Genomic DNA, 22,542 nt, shown 5'->3' on the forward strand with positions numbered 1-22,542 from the left:
CCGTGCAATTCGCCAAGGGGCACGGCACGGAGAACGACTTCGTGCTGCTGCCCGACCTGCAAGCGCGGCTGTCGCTGACGCCGGCCGCCGTGGCCGCGTTGTGCGACCGCCGACAGGGACTGGGCGCCGACGGCGTGCTGCGGGTGACCCGAGCCGGGGCAGCGTTGGCGGCCGGGGTGTTTGACCGGCTCCCCGAAGGCGTCTCGGACGGCGACTGGTACATGGACTACCGCAACGCCGACGGTTCGATCGCGCAGATGTGCGGCAACGGCGTCCGGGTGTTCGCCCACTACCTGCGTGCCGCCGGACTGGAGACACGCGACGAGTTCGTCGTCGGCTCGCTGGCCGGGCCGCGGCCGGTGGTGCTGCACGAGTGGGACGCGACGACGGCCGTCGTCACCGTCGAAATGGGCAAGACCAACCAACTCGGCACGGGTGAGGCGATCGTCGGCGGCCGGCCGTTCGCCGGAATGGCGATCGATGTGGGCAACCCGCATCTGGCCTGCGTGGATCCCGACTTGACGCCCGACGAGCTGGCCGCCCTGGACGTCGCGGCGCCGGTGTCGTTCGACCGGGAGCAGTTCCCGGAAGGCGTCAACATCGAGGTGCTGACGGCGCCGCTGCCCATTCCCCGGTCGCTTCGCTCCAGCCCGCCGGTGGACGGCGCGGTGTCGATGCGGGTACACGAACGAGGTGTCGGCGAAACCCGATCCTGTGGCACCGGAACCGTGGCCGCGGCCGCGGCGGCGTTGGCGTTCAGCGGCACGTCGACGGGCACGCTGCAGGTGCGTGTCCCCGGCGGTGAGGTCACCGTCACGATCACCGATGCCAGCAGCTACCTGCGCGGACCGTCCGTCCTGGTGGCGCGCGGTGAGTTGTCCGAGGAATGGTGGCGGTCCCATCAGCGTTAATTCGGGTGCACGACCGAGTGCCGTCGTGCAAATCTGTTACCGCATATGACGTATCCCGATTTTCCTGTCAACGACACACCCAGCGCCGGTGAGCTGGCCCTCGAGGACCGCTCCGCGCTGCGACGGGTCGCCGGGCTGTCCACCGAGCTCGCCGACATCTCCGAGGTCGAATACCGGCAGTTGCGTCTGGAACGCGTCGTGCTGGTGGGCGTGTGGACCGAGGGCAGCGCGGCCGAGGCGGAGGCCAGCATGGCCGAGCTCGCTGCGCTCGCCGAAACCGCCGGTTCGCAGGTGCTCGAAGGGCTGATCCAGCGCCGCGACAAGCCCGACCCGTCGACCTACATCGGCTCGGGCAAGGCGCAGGAGCTGCGCGAGGTCGTGCTGGCCACCGGCGCCGACACCGTGATCTGCGACGGCGAGCTCAGCCCCGCGCAGCTGACGGCGCTGGAGAAAGCGGTCAAGGTCAAGGTCATCGACCGCACCGCGCTGATCCTCGACATCTTCGCCCAGCACGCCACCAGCCGCGAAGGCAAGGCGCAAGTCGCTTACGCCCAAATGGAATACATGCTTCCCAGGCTGCGCGGCTGGGGTGAATCGATGTCCCGGCAGGCCGGTGGACGCGCCGGTGGCAGCGGCGGCGGCGTGGGTCTGCGTGGCCCCGGTGAGACCAAGATCGAGACCGATCGTCGGCGCATCCGTGAGCGAATGGCCAAGCTGCGCCGCGACATCAAGGACATGAAGAAGGTCCGCGACACCCAGCGCAGCCGGCGGCTGTCGTCTGACGTGGCGTCGGTCGCGATCGTCGGGTACACCAATGCCGGCAAGTCCAGTCTGCTCAACGCGTTGACGGGGGCCGGCGTCCTGGTCGAGAACGCATTGTTCGCCACCCTCGAACCGACTACGCGCCGTGGCGAATTCGACGACGGCCGGCCGTTCGTGCTGACCGACACCGTGGGCTTCGTGCGACACCTGCCTACTCAGCTGGTGGAGGCCTTCCGGTCCACGCTGGAAGAGGTGGTGGACGCCGATCTGCTGGTGCACGTGGTCGATGGCTCCGACGTCAACCCGCTGGCGCAGATCAATGCGGTGCGCGCTGTGATCAACGACGTCATCGCCGACCGCGACGGGCCGCATCCGCCGGAACTGTTGGTGGTCAACAAGATTGACGCCGCAGGGGATCTCGCGCTGGCCCAGTTGCGGCGTGCGCTGCCGGATGCGGTGTTCGTCTCGGCGAAGACCGGCTTCGGCCTGGATCGGCTGCGTCAGCGGATGGGTGAACTCGTCAGGCCGACCGATACCAGGGTCGATGTGACGATCCCGTACGACCGCGGCGATCTGGTCAACCGGGTGCACGCCGACGGCCGGGTGGACGCCACCGAGCACACCGCCGAGGGCACCAGAATCAAGGCGCGAGTGCCGATTCCGTTGGCGGCAACCCTGCGCGAATACGCCACGTACTGACCATCGTTTGCCGCGAGATTGCGCGCAGGCAGGGAAAGTGCGAGTGCGGGCCTGCCGGAACGCAATTTCGCGGCGGGCGCTGAGAATTTTAGTGGCCGTCAATTTTGGGGAAACGGCGTTTCTCCGCGATCCGTCGGGGCTAGAGTCTGCCGCGTTACGCAATCGTCCCAGGAGGATTCATGGGAGCCGCGCGGTATGTCGGTCGGGTGGGCGGACTTGCGATAGCCCTCGGAGTTGGCACGGCGATTCTCACCGGCCAGGGGATTGCCTCGGCGGACACGCCGTCTGACGGGTCGTCATCGACGGGATCCTCCGCAGCCTCAGATGACACGGGATCGACCGGTTCAGCCGCGACGCCGGACGCCGGGTCGACATCGCCGTCCGACGACGAGGCATCATCGCCCGGCCTCGGCAGGGTCCTCGGCAGCCGCGGCCTCTTGGGACCCAAGCGAGCAGAGCGCCTGGAGTCGCTGATCGACACCGTGACGGGCAACGCGCCGTCCCGGCCGCGTCAGCGAGGCGACAAGCCGCCGAAAGCGAACAACGTCGACGCCACCACCGTGGTCAGGCGGCAGGCGGAGGTTGAGCCCGTCAAAGAACCCGCTCATGAGGTGATCGCCAACGCACGGCAGCGTGCGTCGGCGTGGCTGTCGAGCCCACGCGTCCAGGCGGGCCGTGCCGCGGAGACGGCGCAGGCGCAGAAGGCACCGGAACGGTCCACGCGACTGTGGACGCCCCCGACCGTGGTTGCGACGGCGCTGACCGAGCGGCCCGTCACACCGACGAGCGCACCCGCCAAGGCCTCCGTCACAACGACTTTCGCGAATCTGGTCGGCAACGCGCTGAATCCGTTCGCCGGCAACGTGCCCGGCGATGCGCCGGTCGACTCACCGGCGTCGTGGATGCTGCTCGCGGCCGCGCGCCGTGAGATCGGCGTCGACTCGACCGCATTGCTGACCCCGCCCAGCATCGCCTACCAACCCACGATCACGCTCGTCCAGGGCGTGCTCACCGGTGACAACACCGCGGCGCCGGTGTCCAGCCGCGGCTACCCACTGGTCTACACGATGGTGGGCGCACCGAGCCTCGGAGGCAAGGTCCGCCTCGACGCGGAGACCGGCGATTTCACCTACCTGCCGTACGCGACGGTGGTCCAGTCCGGCTCCGAGGATTTCGACGTCATGGTGAGCGAGGTGACGCCACTGGTCGCGGCGTTGTCGCAGGTGCCGCTGGTGGGCACGTTCGTGCAGCCGGTGGTGATCCAACTGCACCAGGTGCCGATCCTCGGTGATGCCCTCTCGCCGGTCATCGGCTACGCGACGGTCGCGACCGTCACGGTCAATCCGTCCGAGATCAACACCGAGGACGTCCCGATCGCCTACACGTTCAAGGTGGAGTCGTTCGACGGCACCCTCGTCAGCACCAACTTCTTCCCGGCCATCGACGACGATTACCAGCCGGGCGAGGTCTATCCCACCATCCTCAACGGTCCGGGGCTGGCCTCACCGGGCGACACCAACCCGAATTCGCCGACGCTGCAACTGTTCCGGAGCAACGGCTACAACGTGGTCACCTGGGACCCGCGCGGCGAATTCGACTCGGGTGGCGTACTGCAGTTGAACAACCCGCAATTCGAGGGCCGCGACGTCTCGGCGATCATCGACTGGGTGGCCGACCAGAACGCGGTCCAGCTCGACAGCGCACTCGATCCGCGGATGGGCATGGTGGGCGGATCCTACGGCGGCGGAATCCAATTCGTCACCGCGGCCAACGATCACCGGATCGACGCGATTGCGCCGTCCATCGCCTGGAACTCCCTCAACAGCTCGCTCTACCCGAGCGGGGCGTTCAAGACGTCGTATGCGGCGCTGCTTCTGTTGGCCTTGGTCACCTCGCGCGCCGACATCAATTCGCAGCTCTACGGCGGCATCTTCACCGGCGGTCTGCTCGGCATCCTGACGCCGAGCCAGCAAGCCCTGCTGGCGAGCAGCGGTCCCGGTGTGACGGTCACGAACATCACCGCGCCGACGCTGATCATCCAGGGCACCGTCGATGTGCTGTTCCCGCTGCAGGAAGCGATCACCAACGCCGCGATTCTCACCGCCGACACCCCCACGCATGCGCCCGTGCCGGTCAAGATGATCTGGTTCTGCGGCGGTCACGGCAATTGCCTGACTCCCGCAGGGGATCCGAACCTGGTGGCGAACGCGACGCTGGCGTGGATGGACAAATGGGTCAAGGGCGAGGACGTGGACACCGGTCCGGCGTTCGAATGGGTTGACCAGAACGGGGTTCAGCACACGTCCGACACGCTTCCGTCCGACCCCGCGTTCTACGGTGACCCCATCCACACGTCGCACACCGGCGGGTTGTTGCCGATCATTCCGTTGATCGGCGGTTCGGGACCGTCACCCGGCGTCGCCTTGCCGTTCTCACTTGGCAACGGCGCACCCGCCAGCAATGCGATCAATGTGCCGTTGACAGCGCCCGATTCGACCACCGACGTGGTGGGGGCGCCGACCGTCACCATGACCTACTCCGGTATCGGCACCAGCCGGCACGTCTACGCCCAGATCGTCGACAATGAAACGGGATTGGTGGTCGGTAATATTGTCACCCCGATTCCGGTGACGCTGGACGGCCAGGAACACACTGTGACCGTTCCGCTTTCGGCCATCGCCTATGAGATGGACGAGAACTCCGACCTGAGCCTGCAGATCGTCAGTTCGGCCACGCCGTTCCTGAACTTCACCCAGTTCGGCGTCATCAACGTCTCCGACGTGCAGGTCGATCTGCCGACGCACGCGCCGGCACCCGTTGCGGGCGAGCCGGTTTCGGAGCCGGTTGGCGACGTGGTGAGCGTCTAGCGGGTCAAGCGGCAGGCTCCGATGTGGCCGCGGGCGTGTCGTCGGTGTCGGGCTGGTCTGGCTTGGGCTTCGTCGACGGCTGGAATGCCCTGGACACCGAATCGGCGAAACCTTTGGCGGCCTTGCGTAATTCATTGCCGATCGGGCGCAGAGAGGGGCGCGCGCGGTCAGTCGCCGCGGTGTCCGGATCCGTGATGCCGTCGTTCGGCCGGGCGATCGAGCTGCGCCGGATCAGCGGTTCGGCATCGGAGTTCGACGTCAAGGTCACGACGGCGTTGTCGTCCGTCGTGGCATCGGTCTGTGGCTCGTCGGCAGGCTCAAGCGGATCACGCCACCCTGGAAGTGGATCCAGGCCCGGGTTCAGCGCCGCATTCACGCCTTCCGGGATGTCATTGACCAGATCGGTCGCGACCTGGACAGGATTGAACCGCGGTACCAATCGGAACGGTGACGGTTCGCCGTAATCGTCGCGCGTGTAGGCGGTTTCGATGAGCGTCTGCGTGATCGGGGAGATGAGGTCCACTATCGGTATCACCACAGCGGAGGTGCCGGTGGCATCGGCGAGGTCGAGGAATGGCTGCATGATCGGCAGCGTTTTCGCCGGCAGCGTGATGTAGTACGTGTCGCCGTGTATCTGGCAATGCGTGGCCGCTGTGCAGTTTGCCTTGGCGGCGGCGGCGACGGCGGCCTGCACCTGCTCGGGCGTGTAGCCATACGGCGTCTCGTCCGGCGGATCGTTTCCGTCGGGCGCCAAGTACGTCGGATGGGTGTACTCGAATCCCGCCGCGGCGTTCAGGAGTGCGAGTGGGTTGAGCACCCATTCGGGGGCATCGACGACGCCGTCGTATTGCAGGGCGATGTCATAGGTTTGGATGCCGGTGTCGGTCGGTGTCGGCTGGCCGAACGTCGCATCGAGAATCGGAACCGTGCCGAGCATCGCGAGCCGCTCGAAGAGTCCGCCGTCTGGCCGGTTGGGGTTGCCGATCAAGACGATTGTGATGAATTGCTTTTGTTCTGCGGGCAATTCGGCAAGGTGGCTCTTCACGATGCTGGTCACCGTTGCACCCTGTGAGTAGCCAAGGATCGCGACGGGGTGTGTCGCACTGGGATTGTTGGCGCCGACAAGTTCACTCGTCAGGCGGGTTACGCCGCTGGCCACCGACACGTTCCACCTGGCGCCGCTGAGGCCGCCCCAGCCCGGAAACGGGAACGGCCAGAACTGGGCGATGTAGGGGACCGGGACCGGATCGGCGCAACCCTCGGCGCCGCAGGTGCCGCCCGGCTCGATGTAGTAGGCGACCGCGTTGGACATGTAGTTACTCGGAACCGCCGGGTTGGGAGTGCCGGTGCCGGGCACGATCAGTGGTGTCACCGCCACCACCAGGCCGACGGCCGCGGTGAATGTCGTCGTCAGCCCTATGGCGACTGAGGCGAGCACCACCGCGATGGCGACAAGGGCCGATCGGATTGCGGATCGGACAGCACGACGCATCAGACACCATCCCCTTCGTCCCCGGCGGCGTCAGTGATGAGGGGCATCATCGCACCGCCAGGCGAAGGTGACGCCGCAATCGGCCGAACTCCCGCCTTGGGTGGTCGCAGACGTACCGGTGCACTCCTCCCGGCCCCCCAACCATCCGGTTGGTATATCTTGGCCGCAACCCCGTCATCCAGTACCGGAGGTAACACCGTGGGCTCAGCGAGTTCTCAAGCCGTGAAATACGAACGCACACTCTTCGAACCCGAGCACGAATTGTTCCGCGAGGCCTATCGCGCCTTCCTCGACCGCCATGTGGCGCCGTACCACGACCAGTGGGAGAAGGACAAGATCGTCGACCGCGGCGTCTGGCTGGAAGCCGGTAAGCAGGGCTTTCTGGGGATGGCGGTGCCCGAGGAATATGGCGGCGGCGGTAACGACGACTTTCGCTACAACACGATCATCACCGAGGAGACGACCGCGGGCCGCTACAGCGGCATCGGCTTCGGTCTGCACAACGACGTGGTGGCGCCCTACCTGCTGCGGTTGGCCAACGAGGAGCAGAAGCAGCGCTGGCTGCCGAAGTTCTGCACCGGCGAATTGATCACGGCCATCGCCATGACCGAACCGGGCACCGGCAGCGATCTGCAGGGCATCAAGACCCGCGCGGTCAAAGAGGGCGACCATTACGTGCTCAACGGGTCGAAGACGTTCATCACCAACGGCATCAACGCCGACCTGGTGATCGTCGTCGCGCAGACCGACCCGGACAAGGGCGCGCAAGGCTTTTCGCTGCTGGTCGTCGAGCGGGGGATGGAGGGCTTCGAACGCGGCCGCCATCTGGACAAGATCGGCCTGGACGCCCAGGACACCGCTGAGCTGTCGTTCACCGACGTGAAGGTGCCCACCGAGAACCTGCTCGGCGAGGAGGGCCTGGGCTTCATCTACCTGATGCAGAACCTGCCGCAGGAGCGCATCTCGATCGCGATCATGGCGGCGGCGGCGATGGAGACGGTGCTCGAACAGACGCTTCAGTACGCCAAGGAGCGCAAGGCCTTCGGTAAGCCGATCGGCAGCTTCCAAAACAGCCGCTTCGTGCTCGCCGAACTCGCCACCGAGGCCACCGTGGTGCGCATGATGGTCGACGAGTTCGTTCGCCTGCACCTCGAGGAAAAGCTCACGGTGGAGCAGGCGGCGATGGCCAAGTGGTACGCGACCGAAAAGCAGGTCCATCTCATCGACCGGTGTCTGCAGCTGCACGGCGGCTACGGCTATATGCGCGAATATCCGATCGCACGGGCGTATTTGGATTCGCGCGTGCAGACTATTTACGGGGGGACAACCGAAATCATGAAGGAGATCATCGGCCGTAGCCTCGGCGTCTAGCCGAGCCAATTGGGCCGCAGCCTGGGTGTCTAACCAAACTCGGACCAATCTGCGGGTATCTTCACCAAGATCGGTGGTGCGCCTTCGATATCGACGTCGTGCCGACGCAATGTCGACCGACGCGATATTTCCGGGCATGTTGCCGGACCACGGGGAGGAACGAAATTGAGTGGGCAGCGCAGAATGCTGAACACGCCGTTGGGACGGCTGACGGTCGCCTTGTTGGCCATTGCGACCACCGTGCTGCTGGCCCCGACGGCGACCGCATCGCCGGAAACCGAGGCCAACGACGCGATCACTGCGGCGTGGGAGGCAAGTGGGGGTGCCGGCGGTCCGCTCGGCGCGCCGCAGGGCGGTGTGTACCCGATCGGCGCTGGCTTCGGCCACAACTACACCGGCGGCAAGATCTTCTTCACTCCGGCGACGGGCGCACACTTCATGCAGGGCGCCATCCTCGAGAAATACGAGTCGCTGGGCGGCCCCGCCGACAGCGATCTGGGCTTTCCGACCATCGACGAAGGCCCTGGTCGCGCCCCCGACAGTCGCAACGTGACGTTCAGCGCCGCCGACAAGCCGGTGGTCTTCTGGACGCCCGCGACCGGTGCGCGGGTGGTGCGCGGCCCGATCAACGCCGCCTGGGACAAACTGGGCGGCTCGGCCGGGGTGCTCGGTGTGCCGGCCGAGGACGAGGCGTACCGCGGCGATGTGGTGTCGCAGAAGTTCACCGGTGGCGAGTTGTCCTGGAACCGCCGAACCAAGACGTTCACGACCGTCCCGCCCGAACTCGCCGAGCAATTGGTCGGGCTGACCATTCCCGAAGACCCGACGTCGGCCATCAATGCTGCCCGGCGTGCTGCCGGCGGCGCAATGGGGCCGCTCGGCGCGCCGGAGGGCGGACAGTACAAGATCGGCGCCGACGGCATCGGCCAGAACTTCGACGGCGGCAAGATCTTCTACAGCCCGGCCACCGGTGCCAACGCGCTGACCGGACAGGTGCTCGAGAAGTACGAGAGCGTCGGCGGGCCAGAAGGTGATCTGGGGTTCCCGACCAGCAGCGAGGTCGACGGCGGCCACGGCTCGGAGAGTCGGATGGTGACGTTCGCCGCCGAGGACAACCCCGTCATCTTCTGGACGCCCGACTACGGTGCGGTGATCGTCAGAGGTGCCATGGCCGCCGCATGGAACAAGCTGGACGGCGCAAAGGGCCCGTTGGGCGCGCCCATGGCGGATCAGAGCGAAGACGGCGACGTCATCACCCAGCGTTTCAGCGGCGGAGCGATCTCCTATGACAGAGCCAACAGATCCTTCAGCACCGAACCGCCGGATCTAGCGTCCTCATTGTCGGACTTGCAGGTGCCGGAACAACCTGAGCCGCAGGCTCCGAGCGCGCCCCAGGCCTCAGAGGACAATGGCAGCAAGCTGTTCGACTTCCGCTGGAACTGGTGGTGGCTGCTCGCCATCCTTCCCGTGCTGGCATTGGCTGGGCTGATCGCTGGGGCGGCGATGCTGAACCGGCGCCGCGGCCGCGACGACGATTGGCTGGACCACGGGGATTTCGGGCCGAATGGCGAGACGTCGTACGACGCTGCGCCCGCGGGTGCGATGGGCCGCACGACAGTTCCTGATGAGGCGGGCTCGTTCGCCGATAGGTACGGTGAGCCGCAGAGTGCGTCGCCGTTCGGCCTGGGGGGCCAGATGCCGGAGCCGGCCGCCGGGGCAGCCGGGGCCGCCGCCTGGCGGGTGCGTCCCGAAAGCCCTGATGCGACACGGGACGACGAAACCGAGCGCGTTGAGCTGTTCGGGGTTCAAGACGATCCGGACAAGGTGGACACCGCACCCACCCGCATCGAGGAACCCCTCGAAACACGCATCGAAGAACGCATCGATGAACGCATCGAAGAACCCGAGGAGACGCACAGCGGTCGCCATGCCGCCATCCAGTTCGACGAGCCGACGGAGGCTCGGCCGTCGTTGCATCTGCCGCTGGACGACCCGCACCAGGCGCCCGTCGGCTACCCGATCAAGGCCGACACCAGATCCGGTCTGTACTGGACGCCGGGCAGCCGGCTCTACGACGACGTCGAGCCCGAAATCTGGTTCGCCAGTGAGGAATTCGCAGTCACGAACGGCTTTGTGAAGGGCGAATAGAGGCCGTCAGATCTTTCGGATAACGGTGACGACCTTGCCCAATACCGCTGCCTCGTTGCCCGGAATGGGGTCGTACGCCGGGTTGTGCGGCATCAGCCAGACCTGTCCGCGGGTGCGCTTGAACGTCTTGACGGTCGCTTCGCCGTCGATCATCGCCGCGACGATATCGCCGTTGTCGGCGACGTTCTGCTGACGCACCACCACCCAGTCGCCGTCGCAGATGGCGGCGTCGACCATCGAGTCGCCGACGACCTTGAGCAGGAACAGCGACCCCTCGCCGACGAGCTCGCGCGGCAACGGGAAAACGTCTTCGACCGCCTCCTCGGCCAGGATCGGCCCGCCCGCTGCGATGCGGCCCAACACCGGGACGAAGGTCGGTTCGGGTAATGCGTCCGAGCCGGCGACATCGGTGCTGACGACCGGGGCGGCGGCGTCGTCGGCGCCGCGGACATCGACAGCGCGCGGACGGTTCGGGTCGCGCCGCAGATATCCCTTTTTCTCGAGCGTGCGTAATTGGTGGGCGACCGACGACGTAGACGTCAGGCCCACCGCGTCGCCGATCTCCCGGATGCTTGGGGGATATCCGCGACTGGTGACGGACGCGCGGATGACGTCCAGAATCGTGCGCTGACGTTCCGTCAGACCGGTGTCGGAGGCTCTACGCGTGCTGGTGTGTGTGCCTGCCGTGTTGTCTCGATCGTCTCCGCTGTCGTCGCTCATGGCGCCGAATGTAGTCCTGAGACGACCGATAATCAAACATGTGTTCGAGGCGTGTCGTGATCGGCTCCGCGCCGCGGATGCCCGAGGACGTGGTGAGTGTGCATCCTCATACGCCCTCGCGGGCGTGTACGTATGAAATCGCACACTCGCCGTGCCGACTTGTCGGTGGGCTGCTCTATCGTTTGGCAACGGTTCGATCACATGTTCTATCACTCGAACGTGTGAGCGATTATAGTTCGAACACAAGAGCGAAAACGGCAGAGCGGAAGGCGGGCAGATGACAGTCCTCGACACTCGACAACCTCAGGTCAGGCCGGTGATTCGGCCCGGATACCGGCCGGCGCAGCTGGATCGGCCGGGCGGGGCGCCGATGCGCTATCGCGGGACCGGGGTGCTCATGTCACGCGCCTCGCACCGGCGGCGACCCATCACGCCCGCGACGACGGTGGTGCTCGCGCTGGTGGCGGGCGCGATCACGATTTGGCTGGGCTTGGTGGCCCAGTTCGGCGGTGTGGTCGGCCCGGCGGCAGCGGTGCCGGATGAGTTGGCTGTGGTGCATGTGCAGACGGGCGAGAGTCTGCAGCAGGTGGCTGCGCGGGTGGCCCCCGACGCGCCCACCGGGCAGGTCATCGAACGGATCCGTGAACTCAACCAGCTCGACTCGGCGGCGGTGGAGGCCGGGCAGATGCTCATCGCACCGGTCGGCTGACGCGTGGTGGCCGACAGCGATGAATGGCGATGAAAGTCTCTGCCCGACAAGGGTGTTCGCGACTGGTTTGGGAGGCCGCGCGGAAGTCGCCTGGGCGCTGGGCCGGACGCAGGAGGCGCAGGTACTCTCGGAGGCGTTCGAAGTAGCTGTCTGCCGGCACGGCGAAGGAGCGGTGATGCATTGTCCGTTCTGCCGCCATCCCGATTCACGGGTGGTTGACTCCCGCGAGACCGACGAGGGGCAGGCGATCCGACGCCGCCGGGCGTGTCCGGAATGCGGCCGCCGATTCACCACCGTGGAAACCGCCGTACTCGCGGTGGTCAAGCGCAGCGGCGTCACCGAGCCGTTCAGCCGCGAAAAGGTCATCAGGGGAGTGCGGCGCGCCTGCCAGGGTCGGCAGGTCGACGACGACGCGCTGAACCTGCTGGCCCAGCAGGTAGAAGACACGGTGCGGGCGACTGGCTCGCCCGAAGTGCCCAGCCACGAAGTCGGCCTGGCGATTCTGGGCCCGCTGCGTGACCTCGACGAGGTCGCCTATCTGCGGTTCGCCTCGGTGTACCGGTCGTTTTCCTCCGCAGAGGATTTCGAGCGGGAGATCGAAGCGCTGCGCGCGCACCGCATGTCCACGTCGGGCTCTGCGGGCCTGGACTAGATTTGCGTGGGCCCGTCGTTGACGACGCGCCCCGCGATGCGCACCCACCCCTCGGGGCTCCACTTGGTGTAGATCACCGACCCCTTGCCCTGCACGATGGTCAGGTCACGGCTGAGGTAATCGGTGATCCGGACTGCCGCGGCGCCGGTGGCCTCGTCTTCGGGCACTCCCAGATTGGCGGCGAACATGCGGGCACGGATCACCCCCTGTTCCCGGTCAGTCCACGTCCACAGGTAATTCGAGACATCGTCTGGATAGTCGTCGGGGTCGGCCGCCAGCAGCTGTTCGGTCGAATCCAGGTCGTAGATCGCGAACTCGGGCGCCCATTCGGAGCGGGCGCTGACGGCGGTCAGGTCGTCTTCGTAGGTGACCTGCACGATGCCCGCCGGGACCTGCAGAGTGTGGATCGGCCTGCCGTTCTCGCGCAACCACCACGATGCCCCGACGGTGGGGTGTCCGGCGAAGGGCAGCTCGGTGGCCGGGGTGAAAATGCGGGCGTGCGCGGTGTTAGCGCCCGGTGCAGGGACGTCGACGAATATCGTTTCGCTGTAACCCAATTGGGTGGCGATACGTTGCCGGTCAGCGGGGTCCACAGTGCTGGCATCCACGACGCCGAGGGGGTTGCCGAACTTGCCGTCCTGGTCGGTGAAAACGCGCAGCACTGTCACGTCGATTGCCATGCGCCGATGCTACTTCGTCCGGGGGCGGTATCGGCGAAGCTCAGGTAGCGCTGCGTTCGTCGGCGCCCATGGCGTCGAGCACCGCCACCCGGGTGTCGAGCGATCCGGAGATCGCGCCTTCGCTGATGCCGGTGCGCAACAGGTTGCGCAGTAGGTCCTGGTCGTAGACGGCGGGCTCGGTGGAGTCGATGAACCGTTCGACCACCTCGACGAAGCGGTCCGGGTCGTCATGGAACGGAAAATGCCCGGACCCGTCGAAGATCTCCAACCGGGAACCGGGCATCGCGGCGTGCGCCATCCGGGCATGGCTGACCGGGATCACCGAATCGTGGCTACCCCAAATCAGTTGTACCGGAACAGATTCGGTCAAATAACATCGGTCCAGCATGGTCACCACCTGGCCTCGCCAGTCGACGACGGCGCGCAGCGTGCGGGCAAACGCCCACGACGCCGTCGGCTCCGGGAGGTCGGCCAGGATCCGCAGCACATCGGGCAGGTCGCGGCCCATTCCGGTGGAGCCGAACACCATTCCGGCGACCCGGCCGGCGGCCTGCAGCGCGGGCAGCAGCAGTGGCAGCCTCAACAGCGCCAGCGCTTCACTGCCCATCGGCAGCGACGCGAACCGCAGCGCGATGTTGACGTCCTTCGTCACCCCGCCCGCGCCGACGAGGATCAGCCGCTCGACCAATTGCGGGAACTGGTAGGCGAACTGCATGGCCACGCCGCCGCCGAGCGAATGCCCGATCACGGTGACCCGGTCGATGTCGAGCACGCTGAGCAGGTCGCGCATGCCGTTGGCGTAGGCCGCCACCGAGTAGTCGGCCCGCGGCTTGTCGGATTTTCCATGGCCCAGCAGGTCGGGCGCGATGACCGTGAACCGTTGGGCGAGCGTGGCCTGCACGGTGTTCCAGGTGGTGGAGTTGTCGCCGATGCCGTGGATCAGCAACAGCGCGGGACCCGAGCCGGCCAGCCGGAACGCGCGACGGTAGCCGTGGATGGTCCGGTATTCGAGGGAGGGCGTCAGCTCACGCACGGGGCGCAGATTGGGCTTTCGCTCCGTCATAGTCCGCCGCCTTCGCCAATGTGGCCCGCTGGGGCTCTACTTGTCGTCTTCGCCTTCGCCGAAGCCTTCTGTGAACGTGTTGCCGGCCTGTTGGGCCAGGAACCGCTCGAACTCGGCGCCGAGTTCGTCACCGCTGGGCAGGTCTTCGTCGCGTGCCAGCAGTGACCGGTTCTCCTGAGCGGCGACGAAGGCATCGTACTGTCGCTCCAGCGCGGCCACCACCTGAGCGACCTCGGGGCTCGCCTCGACCTGCTCGTTGATCCTCGCGTGCACCTCTGCGCCGGCTTCGGCCAGTGCCGCCAGCGGGATCTGCAGCGATCCGGACTTGGCGACCTCCGCAAGCAGCGCCTCGGCGGCCGGCGGATAGGCGGTCTGGGCCAGATAGTGGGGGACGTGCACGGTGAACCCGACGACGGGGTGTCCATGCTGAGCCATCCGGTACTCCAGCAGGTTGGACACGCTGGCCGGCACTTGCACTTCCCCGACCCACGGCGTGTGGTCGGCGATGAGTTCCTTGTCGTTGGAGTGCGCCGTCAACGTCACCGGCCTGGTGTGCGGGACGGCCATCGGGATGGTGCCCAGCCCGATCACCTGGCGCACACCGAGCCGTTCGGCCAGCAACCGCACCGCGGTGATGAACCGTTCCCAGCGCAGGTCCGGCTCCATGCCGGCGAGCAGCAGGAAGGGGGTGCCGATGCTGTCATGCAGGGCGTAGAGGTTCAGCTCTGGATCCTCGTAGCTGGTGAAGTGGTCGGTCTTGAACGTCATCAGCGGGCGCCGGGACCGGTAGTCGAGCAGCTCGTCGATGGCGAACGACGCCACCAGTTCGGTGTCCAGGCTCGCCTTGAGATGGGCAGCGGCGAGCCGGATGGCGTGGCCGGCATCGGAAAATCCCTCCAGGGCGTGGATCATCACCGGTCCGCGGCCGTCTGATGAGGACAGCTGGGGTGCGGGAAACTCCAACTCGTACATGCCGGTCTGCTCGGGCTGGTAATGCTGCTCCGGGTTGTTGCTGCTGTCAGCCATTCGCTTCGCCTCCTCGCGTAACAACTAGTGTCGCGCATTTTGCGGTGATCGCCATCGCGGCCCCACTCATTATTCGAACGCGGCGCCGATGTTGCTTCATCCCACCGCCAATACCCAGATCGGCGTATGCGCAGAGGCCGCGGCGACGAAGTTTGCTCGTTTCGCTACGCGCGGAACTTGTTCAGCGCCCGCAGCTTGTTCATCACGTCCAGCGCCGCGACCTTGTAGGCCTCTGAGAACGTCGGGTAATTGAACACCGCGTCGACCAGGTATTCGACGGTGCCGCCGCAGCCCATCACGGCCTGGCCGATGTGCACCATCTCGGTCGCGCTGGTACCGAAGATGTGCACTCCCAACAACTTCAGGTCTTCGGTCGAGACCAGCAGCTTGAGCATGCCGTAGGAGTCGCCGGCGATCTGGCCGCGGGCCAACTCGCGGTATCGCGACACCCCGACCTCGTAGGGGATCGCGTCCTTGGTCAGCTGCACTTCGGTGGCCCCCACATACGACACCTCGGGAATCGAGTAGATGCCGATCGGCTGCAGCTCGGTCATGCCCTTCACCGGCTCGCCGAATGCGTGGTAGGCGGCCAGCCGCCCCTGATCCATCGACGTGGCGGCCAGCGCGGGGAAGCCGATGACATCGCCGACGGCGTAGATGTGATCGACCTTGGTCTGGAACTGGTCGTCGACGAAGATCCGGCCGCGCCGGTCAACCTCCAGGCCGGCCTTCTCGACGTCGAGATGTTCGGTCTGGCCCTGCCGGCCCGCCGAGTACATCACCGTTTCCGCGGGAATCTGCTTGCCGCTGGCCAGCGTGGTGACGGTGCCGGCCGAGCCGACGTCGACGCCCGTCACCTCTTCGCCGAACCGGAACGTCACCGCCAGATCGCGCAGATGGAACTTGAGTGCCTCGATGATCTCCGGATCGCAGAATTCCAGCATGGTGTCACGCTTTTCGACGACGGTGACTTTGGTGCCGAGTGCGGCGAACATCGACGCGTACTCGATGCCGATCACCCCGGCGCCGACCACCACCATCGACGACGGCAGCGACTTCAGGTCGAGGATTTCGTCGGAGTCCAGCACCCGCTCCGCGTCGAACTCGACGCCGGCCGGCCGGGCAGGTTTGGTGCCGGTGGCGATGACGATGTAATCGCCGCTGACGGTGGTCTTCTCGCCGCGGGCAGGGTCTTCGACCAGGATGGTGTGCGGGTCGACGAAGCGGCCGTGGCCGATGATCAGGTCGATGCGGTTGCGCATCAGTTGCGAGCGCACCACGTCGACCTCTTTGTTGATCACGTGCTGGGTGCGGGCCAGCAGGTCGGCGGGCGTGATCTTCTCCTTGACCCGGTAGCTGGAGCCGTAGAGTTCACGCTGGCTCAAACCGGTGAGGTAGACGACGGCTTCGCGCAGCGTCTTGGACGGGATCGTGCCGGTGTTCACGCACACTCCGCCGATCATGCGGCCGCGTTCGATGACCGCCACCGACTTGCCGAGCTTCGCGGCGGCGATCGCCGCCTTCTGCCCCCCGGGACCTGAACCGATGACGACGAGGTCGTACTCCAGCATCGAAGCCATGGCAAATGTCTACGCCGGTTCGGTCAATCTCGCATGCCGACCACACCAAAAGCTCGTGAACAAGATCCGCAGGATGTCTTCCCGCGCGCGCCTGACCCGCCGGCGCCGGCCGCGATGAGACCATGACCCCCGATGGTCGAATGCGTGCGGCGCACAGGGCACGTCGTCGTCGGGTGGATGTTGGTCGCGACGGCGGGCTGGGGTGTGGGCTGCACGCGAACAGTCGACGGCGCCGGACATCCGGCAGATTTCGCCGCCGGCGTGCAGCAGCCAATAGCGTTGTCCGACTTGCTCATTGAGCCGCAGCGCTTCCCGCCCGACTATCCGGCCGTAGTGCTGGACCCGAAATCGGTCGAAGAGACGATCCGCCACATCGACGGGATAGGGCCGGGGGCAGTGGTGGAACCGCCGCAGTGTGCACCACCGCCGCCGAGCGCGGCCCCACACGATGCCGTGGCCGCGCGGGGTGTCGATGCGACGACGTCGGACAGCCTCGTCGTCGTGCTCACGCGTGCGGGTGACGAGCTGGCGCAGCGACGCGACCAGCTCGGCGATTGCGCGTCGGTCACGGCCACCGCCGGCGAACTCGTCACGACGGTCAGCGCGGAGCTGGTGCCGTCGCCTCCGGTCGACGCCGACGACACCTTGGCGGTGGATCAGACGGTGTCAGAAGCGCAGGGTGCGACACGCCGGTTGTTGGTGCTGGTGGCCCAGATCGACGACGTGCGGGTGACCGCGGCCTGGATCGGCGCCGGGGAAAGCTCCAGCCCGGACACCGAAGCGCTGCACACGCTGTTCAGCGACGCAGTGCTGCGGGTGCGCCGCGGCGTGCAGTAGTCCGTCCGCGCGGTTCATCCCAAGTCACGGGTTCATCCACAGCAGACGCGGAAAACCGCTGCGGCGGCGTCGTCGTGACGGTGCGGATTGGAAGCGTCGGGGCATGACCAGAACACCCGACTTTCACCTCAACCGGCCCGGCGCACTGATCGCGGCCCTGCCCGCCGTCCTGGGCTTCGTCCCAGAGAAGTCACTGGTATTGGTGACCATCGATCGCGGCGAACTGGGATGCGTTATGCGCGTTGACCTTTCGGATGACCTGGCCGATACGGTCGAGCACATCGCCGAGGTGGCCGCCGCCGCCAGGCCCGACTCGGCGATCGTGGTGGTCGTCGACGCCGACGGTGCGGCCTGCCGGATGTGCAACGACGAATACCGTGAGCTCGCCGACGCGTTGACCGATTGCCTGGCCGAACATGGCATCGAGCTGTATGCCGCGCACGTCGTCGACAAGGTGGCCGCGGGTGGGCGGTGGCATTGCGTCGATGGCTGCGGAAGCAGCGGCACCGTCGACGACCCGGCGTCGTCGCCGTTGGCCATGGCAGCGGTCCTGGACGGGCGCCGGCTCTACGCCCGCCGCGCCGACCTGCAGGGGGTCATCGACATCGACCGCGTTCGCAGTGCCGAGGTGGCGGCCAAGATCGAGGAACTGACGGCCGCGCGCACCCCGACCGATGCGTCCAGCGAGATCGAACACGCCATCGACGCCGCGGCTCGAGTGGCCGCCGGCGAGGATCTGAGCGTCGACGTGCTGGCCCGCCTCGGCACCGCGCTGAGCGACTACATGGTCCGCGACACCCTATACGCGTTGGCCGTGGGGGAGAACGCCGAACAAGCCGAGGCGCTGTGGGGGCTGCTGGCGCGTACCCTGCCCGAGCCGTGGCGAATCGAGCCGTTGGTGTTGCTGGCGTTTTCGGCCTACTCCCGCGGCGACGGCCCGCTGGCCGGGGTGTCGCTGGAGGCGGCGTTGCGCGCCGATCCGACGCACCGGATGGCCGGCATGCTCGACACCGCGCTGCAGTCCGGGCTGCGGCCCGAGCGAATCCGCGAGCTGGGCATCACCGGGTATCGCCTAGCCGATCAGCTGGGCGTGGATCTGCCACCGCGGCGGCTGTGGGGCAAGCGCGCCGGATAACGGGCTGACGCCGGTTAGACCTTTTCCACCTTGACGGCGTGTGCCATATGGTGGGGCAGTTCGACCTGCTCGTGGCCGGGGATCATGATCATCACCCCGCCGTGGTCATTGAGCTGCACGGTCACGCGGGCGTTGGGCACCACGCCGGCGTCCTTGAGGCGGGCGATCAATTCGGCGTCGCCCTGGACGTGTTCGGTGAGCTGGCGCACGACGACCGCGACGGGCATCCCGGCCGGAAGCTCGGTGAGCCGGACCAGGTTGACGTCGTCGCCGCCGGACAGGGAACCGCCGACGCCGAGTTCGGACAGCCCGGGGATGGGGTTGCCGAACGGTGAAGTGGTGGGGTTGTCGAGCACCTGCACGAGGCGACGCTCGACGTCCTCGCTCATCACGTGTTCCCAGCGGCACGCCTCGGCGTGCACTTCCTCCCACGGCAGGCCGATGACGTCGACCAGCAGCCGCTCGGCCAGCCGGTGCTTGCGCATCACGGCCACGGCCAGGGCGCGGCCCTTCTCGGTCAGCTCCAGGTGGCGGTCGCCGGCGACGTGCAGCAGCCCGTCACGCTCCATCCGGGACACGGTTTGGCTCACGGTCGGGCCGCTTTGGTCGAGGCGCTCGGCGATGCGGGCACGCAGCGGCACCACGCCCTCCTCTTCGAGGTCGTAAATCGTCCGCAGGTACATCTCGGTGGTATCGACAAGATCGTTCATTCGCGCAACCCTCCGTCAGGCCAAAGTCTACCGGTCTAGCTGCAAAAACTGCGGTCCATCTTGTGTGACACAGGCCAGGCACAGCGAGAAGCCCGCCGGGTGACCGGCGGGCTTCTCGTCAACGTGTTAGCTGGCGTACGAGCGCAGCCGGTCGGCGCGCTCACCGTTGCGCAGCTTGGCCATCACCTCACGCTCGATCTGGCGGACCCGCTCGCGGGACAGCCCGAACAGCTTGCCGATCTGGTCCAGAGTGCGCGGCTGCCCGTCGTCGAGACCGAAACGCAGGCGGATCACCTGCTGCTCGCGCTCGTCGAGGGTGGCCAGCACGTGCCGGATATCGGTGTGCAGCAACTCGGAGATGACCGCATTTTCGGCCGACATCGCCTCGGCGTCTTCGATGAAGTCGCCCAGCGGGGCTTCCTCGTCGCTGCCGACCGGCATGTCGAGGCTCACCGGATCGCGACTGTGCTCCAGCAGATCGGTGATCTTCTCCACCGGGATCCCGGACTCGGCGGCCAGTTCCTCGTCGGTGGCCTCGCGACCCAGGTTCTGGTGCATCTCGCGCTTGATCCGGGCCAGCTTGTTGACCTGCTCGACCAGGTGCACGGGCAGCCGGATGGTGCGGCTCTGGTCGGCCATGCCGCGGGTGATCGCCTGCCGGATCCACCAGGTGGCATACGTGGAGAACTTGAAGCCCTTGGTGTAGTCGAACTTCTCCATGGCCCGGATGAGGCCGAGGTTGCCCTCCTGGATGAGGTCCAGCAGCGGCATCCCGCGACCGGTGTAGCGCTTCGCGAGCGACACCACCAGGCGCAGGTTGGCCTCGAGCAGATGCCGACGGGCCGCTTCGCCGTCGCGCACGACCGCGGCCAGATCGCGTTTGCGGTTCTCGCCCAGACGCTTCCGGGTGGCCAGCAGATGCTGCGCATAAAGGCCGGCCTCGATGCGCTTCGCGAGTTCCACTTCATCGGCGGCGTTCAGCAAGGCCGTTTTGCCGATGCCGTTCAGATACACGCGCACGAGGTCAGCGGCCGGGCTCTGAGCGTCCAGGTCGTTGTCGACGCGGCTTGTGGTGGCATTTGCCATGACGGCCTCCTGATCGGCTTCGCACTGTCAAGAGCTTCAACGCCCAGGTGCCGCTAAGAGTTCCCGCCTATTGCCCGCTTCACACCTGTTGATCTGCGGTTATTCGCCGTCGAGCTGAGAATGTCCTGAGAATACGGGCAGAGGATCCTCATCGGGGAACATCGCGCTGCGGTTCGCCCGTCTCCGGTTGCGCGGTGAAGGTGCCGGGGCGTTCCAGCGCCGGTCGTTCGGCGGTCGGAAAGAGCGGGATCCGCCGGGCGTCGTACCGCCGCGGCTCGTCGGCCTTGCGGGGCGGCCGGTCGTTGGCGATCAGCACGGCCATCCACGGCAGCGGCACCGACACCAAAATGATGGCCAGCGAGATGAGGCCGTTCTCCCAGATGCCGTAGGCCACGGCCGCGAGGATCAGCGCCGGGATACGAAACGCCATCAACGTCAGATACTTGCGAACCCGCGCGCGGTGCTGCTCCTCAAACGGAAGCGCCGCGCGGGTGATCAGGACGGGCCGACCCTCGTCGTCGAAACTCAGCTCGGGGCCGTGTTTCATACCTCCACTGTTCCACACCTGTCCACCTCTAAACGGGTGGGATCCCTCAAGGCACAATTGAAACCATGCAGACCCAGACGATCGAGCGCACCGACACCGACGAACGCGTCGACGACGGGACCGACAGCGACACCCCGAAGTTTTTCCACTACGTCAAGAAGGACAAGATCGCCGAGAGCGCGGTGATGGGTACCCATGTCGTCGCGCTGTGCGGCGAGGTGTTCCCGGTGACCCGCGCCGCCAAGCCGGGCTCGCCGGTGTGCCCCGACTGCAAGCGGATCTACGAGCAGCTCAAGAAGTAACCGACTCGGCCTTCTGCCTCAGCCAGCCCCGCAGCCGGTGGGCGTGGGTGGCCGGTGCGGGCCACTCCTCCTCGATGGCGGCGTTGAGCTCAGCACCCAGCATGATCGCGAGGCCCAGGAAAAACGCGAACAACAGAAACGCGATGGGGGTGGCCAGCGCGCCGTAGGTGTAGCCGGTGCTGGTGATCCAGGTCAGGTACACGCGCAGCCCCAGTGTTGCGAGCAGGAACACCGCGGTGGCCAGCACCGAGCCCAACAGCAGCCGGTGGCTGGGCAGCGGTTTGGGCAGCGACACCCGGTACAGCACGTTCACCGCGACGACGATGCTGATGATCAGCGCGGGGTAATAGCCGAACCGCAGCACGCTGTGCCAGCTGTCGGGGAGCAATTCGGCGATTTTGCGCGGCCCCAGCGCCAAAAACGGGGCGCTGGCGATCGCCAGCACCAGCATCACCACGTACAGGCCGAGCGCATAGAACCGTTGCCGCACCGGATGGCGCAGCGGGGTCTGGTTGTGCGCCTCGACGATCGAGTCGACGAACGCCGAGATCGCCGACGAGCCCGCCCACAGCGAGATGACGAAGCCGATGGAGACCACCTCACCGCGCGCGCCCTGCACGATGTCGCGCACCGTCGGTTCGATGATCTCGTTGACGACGTTGGGGGAGAAGAAGCTGTCGGCGGTGCTGATCAGCCGCGCCTCGATGGTCGGCAGGGTCTCCGGACCGAACAACGGCGCGATGTAGGCCAGACTGCCCAGCATGCCCAGCAGCAGCGGAGGTAACGACAACGCCGACCAGAATGCTGCCTGCGCCGATTCGGAAAAGATCGAATCGTCCCAGCTTTTCGACAACGTACGCCGCGCGATGCGCCAAATGTGGTGACGCGACACCGGCGGCGACTGGTCTGTCATGACCAGTCCAGCATTACTGACGAACTGAAATCCTGCCCAAGCTGGGTGTCGGGCGTGGTGGCGTTACGCCTCGACCGTGCTGGTCTCGAGGACGGCGGCCAGTTCGATCAGCTTGGCCTCGTGCTCATTGGCGTGGTGCTGGCAGAAGAGCAGCTCGGCTCCAGAAGGAAGCTTCGCGCGGACGCGAGCAGCCGCGCCGCAGCGATCGCAGCGATCAGCCCGGGTCAGCTCGGGACTGGTCAGAGTTGCGTTCATGGCTGCTCCTCCGTCTGGTTACCGTTTCGCCTCTACTGTGTCAGACGCATTCGGTTCCGGCCTTGTTCCCCCGGGGT

Annotated in this window: 20 protein-coding genes and 1 pseudogene; 10 read left to right on the forward strand and 11 right to left on the reverse strand. The window is 66.6% G+C overall.

All coding sequences use genetic code 11. The features are described from left to right. Positions 1–2 precede the first annotated feature (2 nt). The 3 genes from dapF (at position 3) to CWS39_RS08980 (ending at position 5,239) form a co-directional block, all read left to right on the forward strand. Positions 3–911, forward strand: coding sequence for a diaminopimelate epimerase (gene dapF, locus CWS39_RS08970; RefSeq protein WP_102142553.1), 909 nt, complete (start codon positions 3–5; stop codon positions 909–911). Between the two features lie 45 nt (positions 912–956). Further along, on the forward strand, positions 957–2,372 hold the full coding sequence (gene hflX, locus CWS39_RS08975) for a GTPase HflX (RefSeq protein WP_102142554.1): 1,416 nt from the start codon (positions 957–959) through the stop codon (positions 2,370–2,372). Positions 2,373–2,551: 179 nt separating this feature from the next. After that, positions 2,552–5,239, forward strand: a complete 2,688-nt coding sequence (locus CWS39_RS08980) for a CocE/NonD family hydrolase (RefSeq protein ID WP_102142555.1) — start codon at positions 2,552–2,554, stop codon at positions 5,237–5,239. A gap of 4 nt (positions 5,240–5,243) precedes the next feature. Here the strand turns inward: CWS39_RS08980 and CWS39_RS08985 are convergent, their stop codons facing one another. Continuing rightward, positions 5,244–6,731 (reverse strand): PE-PPE domain-containing protein, encoded by a 1,488-nt coding sequence (locus CWS39_RS08985; protein ID WP_102142556.1) that lies wholly within the window; start codon positions 6,729–6,731, stop codon positions 5,244–5,246. Positions 6,732–6,929: 198 nt separating this feature from the next. On the opposite strand from CWS39_RS08985, the gene CWS39_RS08990 reads away from it, so the two are divergent. Then, positions 6,930–8,102 (forward strand): acyl-CoA dehydrogenase family protein, encoded by a 1,173-nt coding sequence (locus CWS39_RS08990; protein WP_102142557.1) that lies wholly within the window; start codon positions 6,930–6,932, stop codon positions 8,100–8,102. Between the two features lie 183 nt (positions 8,103–8,285). Next, positions 8,286–10,250: an LGFP repeat-containing protein gene (locus tag CWS39_RS08995; RefSeq protein ID WP_102142558.1), complete on the forward strand. Its 1,965-nt coding sequence runs from the start codon at positions 8,286–8,288 to the stop codon at positions 10,248–10,250. Between the two features lie 6 nt (positions 10,251–10,256). On the opposite strand, the gene lexA is transcribed toward CWS39_RS08995, so the two are convergent. Next, on the reverse strand, positions 10,257–10,970 hold the full coding sequence (gene lexA / locus CWS39_RS09000) for a transcriptional repressor LexA (RefSeq protein WP_102142559.1): 714 nt from the start codon (positions 10,968–10,970) through the stop codon (positions 10,257–10,259). A gap of 277 nt (positions 10,971–11,247) precedes the next feature. Here lexA and CWS39_RS09005 point away from each other — a divergent pair, with 277 nt between their 5' ends. After that, positions 11,248–11,679: a LysM peptidoglycan-binding domain-containing protein gene (locus tag CWS39_RS09005; protein ID WP_102142560.1), complete on the forward strand. Its 432-nt coding sequence runs from the start codon at positions 11,248–11,250 to the stop codon at positions 11,677–11,679. A 175-nt stretch (positions 11,680–11,854) separates the two neighbouring features. Beyond that, the gene (nrdR, locus tag CWS39_RS09010; protein ID WP_102142615.1) at positions 11,855–12,331 is read left to right on the forward strand and encodes a transcriptional regulator NrdR; all 477 of its coding nucleotides are present in this window, start codon (positions 11,855–11,857) and stop codon (positions 12,329–12,331) included. On the opposite strand, the gene CWS39_RS09015 is transcribed toward nrdR, so the two are convergent. The 4 genes from CWS39_RS09015 to sthA all read right to left on the reverse strand — a co-directional run bounded on the left by CWS39_RS09015 (position 12,328) and on the right by sthA (position 16,671). After that, positions 12,328–13,011 (reverse strand): PhzF family phenazine biosynthesis protein, encoded by a 684-nt coding sequence (locus CWS39_RS09015; RefSeq protein WP_102142561.1) that lies wholly within the window; start codon positions 13,009–13,011, stop codon positions 12,328–12,330. The genes nrdR and CWS39_RS09015 overlap by 4 nt on opposite strands. Positions 13,012–13,051: 40 nt before the next feature. Continuing rightward, positions 13,052–14,074, reverse strand: coding sequence for an alpha/beta fold hydrolase (locus CWS39_RS09020; protein ID WP_102142562.1), 1,023 nt, complete (start codon positions 14,072–14,074; stop codon positions 13,052–13,054). Positions 14,075–14,110: 36 nt separating this feature from the next. Beyond that, entirely contained in the window at positions 14,111–15,100 is a 990-nt protein-coding gene (locus CWS39_RS09025) for a proteasome assembly chaperone family protein (protein WP_102142563.1), read from the reverse strand. A gap of 164 nt (positions 15,101–15,264) precedes the next feature. After that, the gene (gene sthA / locus CWS39_RS09030; protein WP_102142616.1) at positions 15,265–16,671 is read right to left on the reverse strand and encodes a Si-specific NAD(P)(+) transhydrogenase; all 1,407 of its coding nucleotides are present in this window, start codon (positions 16,669–16,671) and stop codon (positions 15,265–15,267) included. Between the two features lie 153 nt (positions 16,672–16,824). Between sthA and CWS39_RS09035 the strand changes: the two genes are divergently transcribed. Both CWS39_RS09035 and CWS39_RS09040 read left to right on the forward strand, forming a co-directional pair. After that, positions 16,825–17,517, forward strand: a complete 693-nt coding sequence (locus CWS39_RS09035; protein ID WP_142386818.1) for a DUF5642 family protein — start codon at positions 16,825–16,827, stop codon at positions 17,515–17,517. Between the two features lie 103 nt (positions 17,518–17,620). Beyond that, a complete protein-coding gene (locus CWS39_RS09040) occupies positions 17,621–18,652 on the forward strand; it encodes a DUF4192 domain-containing protein (RefSeq protein ID WP_102142565.1) in 1,032 nt (343 codons plus the stop codon). Between the two features lie 14 nt (positions 18,653–18,666). On the opposite strand, the gene CWS39_RS09045 is transcribed toward CWS39_RS09040, so the two are convergent. From CWS39_RS09045 to CWS39_RS09055, 3 genes and pseudogenes are all read right to left on the reverse strand, one after another. After that, positions 18,667–19,362: an iron-dependent transcriptional repressor DtxR gene (locus CWS39_RS09045; RefSeq protein WP_102142566.1), complete on the reverse strand. Its 696-nt coding sequence runs from the start codon at positions 19,360–19,362 to the stop codon at positions 18,667–18,669. Positions 19,363–19,488: 126 nt separating this feature from the next. Beyond that, positions 19,489–20,457: pseudogene (locus CWS39_RS09050) on the reverse strand (sigma-70 family RNA polymerase sigma factor); the annotation flags it as partial. Between the two features lie 139 nt (positions 20,458–20,596). After that, complete coding sequence (locus tag CWS39_RS09055; RefSeq protein ID WP_102142568.1) at positions 20,597–20,995, reverse strand: DUF3099 domain-containing protein; 399 nt, start codon at positions 20,993–20,995, stop codon at positions 20,597–20,599. 65 nt (positions 20,996–21,060) lie between these two features. On the opposite strand from CWS39_RS09055, the gene CWS39_RS09060 reads away from it, so the two are divergent. Continuing rightward, positions 21,061–21,297 (forward strand): DUF3039 domain-containing protein, encoded by a 237-nt coding sequence (locus tag CWS39_RS09060; RefSeq protein WP_102142569.1) that lies wholly within the window; start codon positions 21,061–21,063, stop codon positions 21,295–21,297. Here CWS39_RS09060 and CWS39_RS09065 read toward each other — a convergent pair. After that, positions 21,287–22,210 (reverse strand): YihY/virulence factor BrkB family protein, encoded by a 924-nt coding sequence (locus tag CWS39_RS09065; RefSeq protein ID WP_102142570.1) that lies wholly within the window; start codon positions 22,208–22,210, stop codon positions 21,287–21,289. The genes CWS39_RS09060 and CWS39_RS09065 overlap by 11 nt on opposite strands. A gap of 63 nt (positions 22,211–22,273) precedes the next feature. Then, positions 22,274–22,465, reverse strand: a complete 192-nt coding sequence (locus tag CWS39_RS09070) for a DUF7455 domain-containing protein (RefSeq protein ID WP_102142571.1) — start codon at positions 22,463–22,465, stop codon at positions 22,274–22,276. Positions 22,466–22,542: the final 77 nt, after the last annotated feature.

The sequence above is a fragment of the Mycobacterium hubeiense genome (genome assembly GCF_002838065.1).
GTDB classification, from domain to species: domain Bacteria; phylum Actinomycetota; class Actinomycetes; order Mycobacteriales; family Mycobacteriaceae; genus Mycobacterium; species Mycobacterium hubeiense.

Bases quoted from the DNA above. Each gene is read 5' to 3' on its own strand.
- lexA (WP_102142559.1), bottom strand. From the start codon at position 10,970: ATGAGCGACGACAGCGGAGACGATCGAGACAACACGGCAGGCACACAC.
- nrdR (WP_102142615.1), top strand. From the start codon at position 11,855: ATGCATTGTCCGTTCTGCCGCCATCCCGATTCACGGGTGGTTGACTCC.
- CWS39_RS09015 (WP_102142561.1), bottom strand. From the start codon at position 13,011: ATGGCAATCGACGTGACAGTGCTGCGCGTTTTCACCGACCAGGACGGC.
- CWS39_RS08995 (WP_102142558.1), top strand. From the start codon at position 8,286: ATGCTGAACACGCCGTTGGGACGGCTGACGGTCGCCTTGTTGGCCATT.
- CWS39_RS09020 (WP_102142562.1), bottom strand. From the start codon at position 14,074: ATGACGGAGCGAAAGCCCAATCTGCGCCCCGTGCGTGAGCTGACGCCC.
- sthA (WP_102142616.1), bottom strand. From the start codon at position 16,671: ATGCTGGAGTACGACCTCGTCGTCATCGGTTCAGGTCCCGGGGGGCAG.
- CWS39_RS08985 (WP_102142556.1), bottom strand. From the start codon at position 6,731: ATGCGTCGTGCTGTCCGATCCGCAATCCGATCGGCCCTTGTCGCCATC.
- CWS39_RS08980 (WP_102142555.1), top strand. From the start codon at position 2,552: ATGGGAGCCGCGCGGTATGTCGGTCGGGTGGGCGGACTTGCGATAGCC.
- CWS39_RS09045 (WP_102142566.1), bottom strand. From the start codon at position 19,362: ATGAACGATCTTGTCGATACCACCGAGATGTACCTGCGGACGATTTAC.
- CWS39_RS09070 (WP_102142571.1), bottom strand. From the start codon at position 22,465: ATGAACGCAACTCTGACCAGTCCCGAGCTGACCCGGGCTGATCGCTGC.
- CWS39_RS09060 (WP_102142569.1), top strand. From the start codon at position 21,061: ATGCAGACCCAGACGATCGAGCGCACCGACACCGACGAACGCGTCGAC.
- CWS39_RS09005 (WP_102142560.1), top strand. From the start codon at position 11,248: ATGACAGTCCTCGACACTCGACAACCTCAGGTCAGGCCGGTGATTCGG.
- CWS39_RS09040 (WP_102142565.1), top strand. From the start codon at position 17,621: ATGACCAGAACACCCGACTTTCACCTCAACCGGCCCGGCGCACTGATC.
- CWS39_RS09055 (WP_102142568.1), bottom strand. From the start codon at position 20,995: ATGAAACACGGCCCCGAGCTGAGTTTCGACGACGAGGGTCGGCCCGTC.
- CWS39_RS09065 (WP_102142570.1), bottom strand. From the start codon at position 22,210: ATGACAGACCAGTCGCCGCCGGTGTCGCGTCACCACATTTGGCGCATC.
- CWS39_RS09025 (WP_102142563.1), bottom strand. From the start codon at position 15,100: ATGGCTGACAGCAGCAACAACCCGGAGCAGCATTACCAGCCCGAGCAG.
- hflX (WP_102142554.1), top strand. From the start codon at position 957: ATGACGTATCCCGATTTTCCTGTCAACGACACACCCAGCGCCGGTGAG.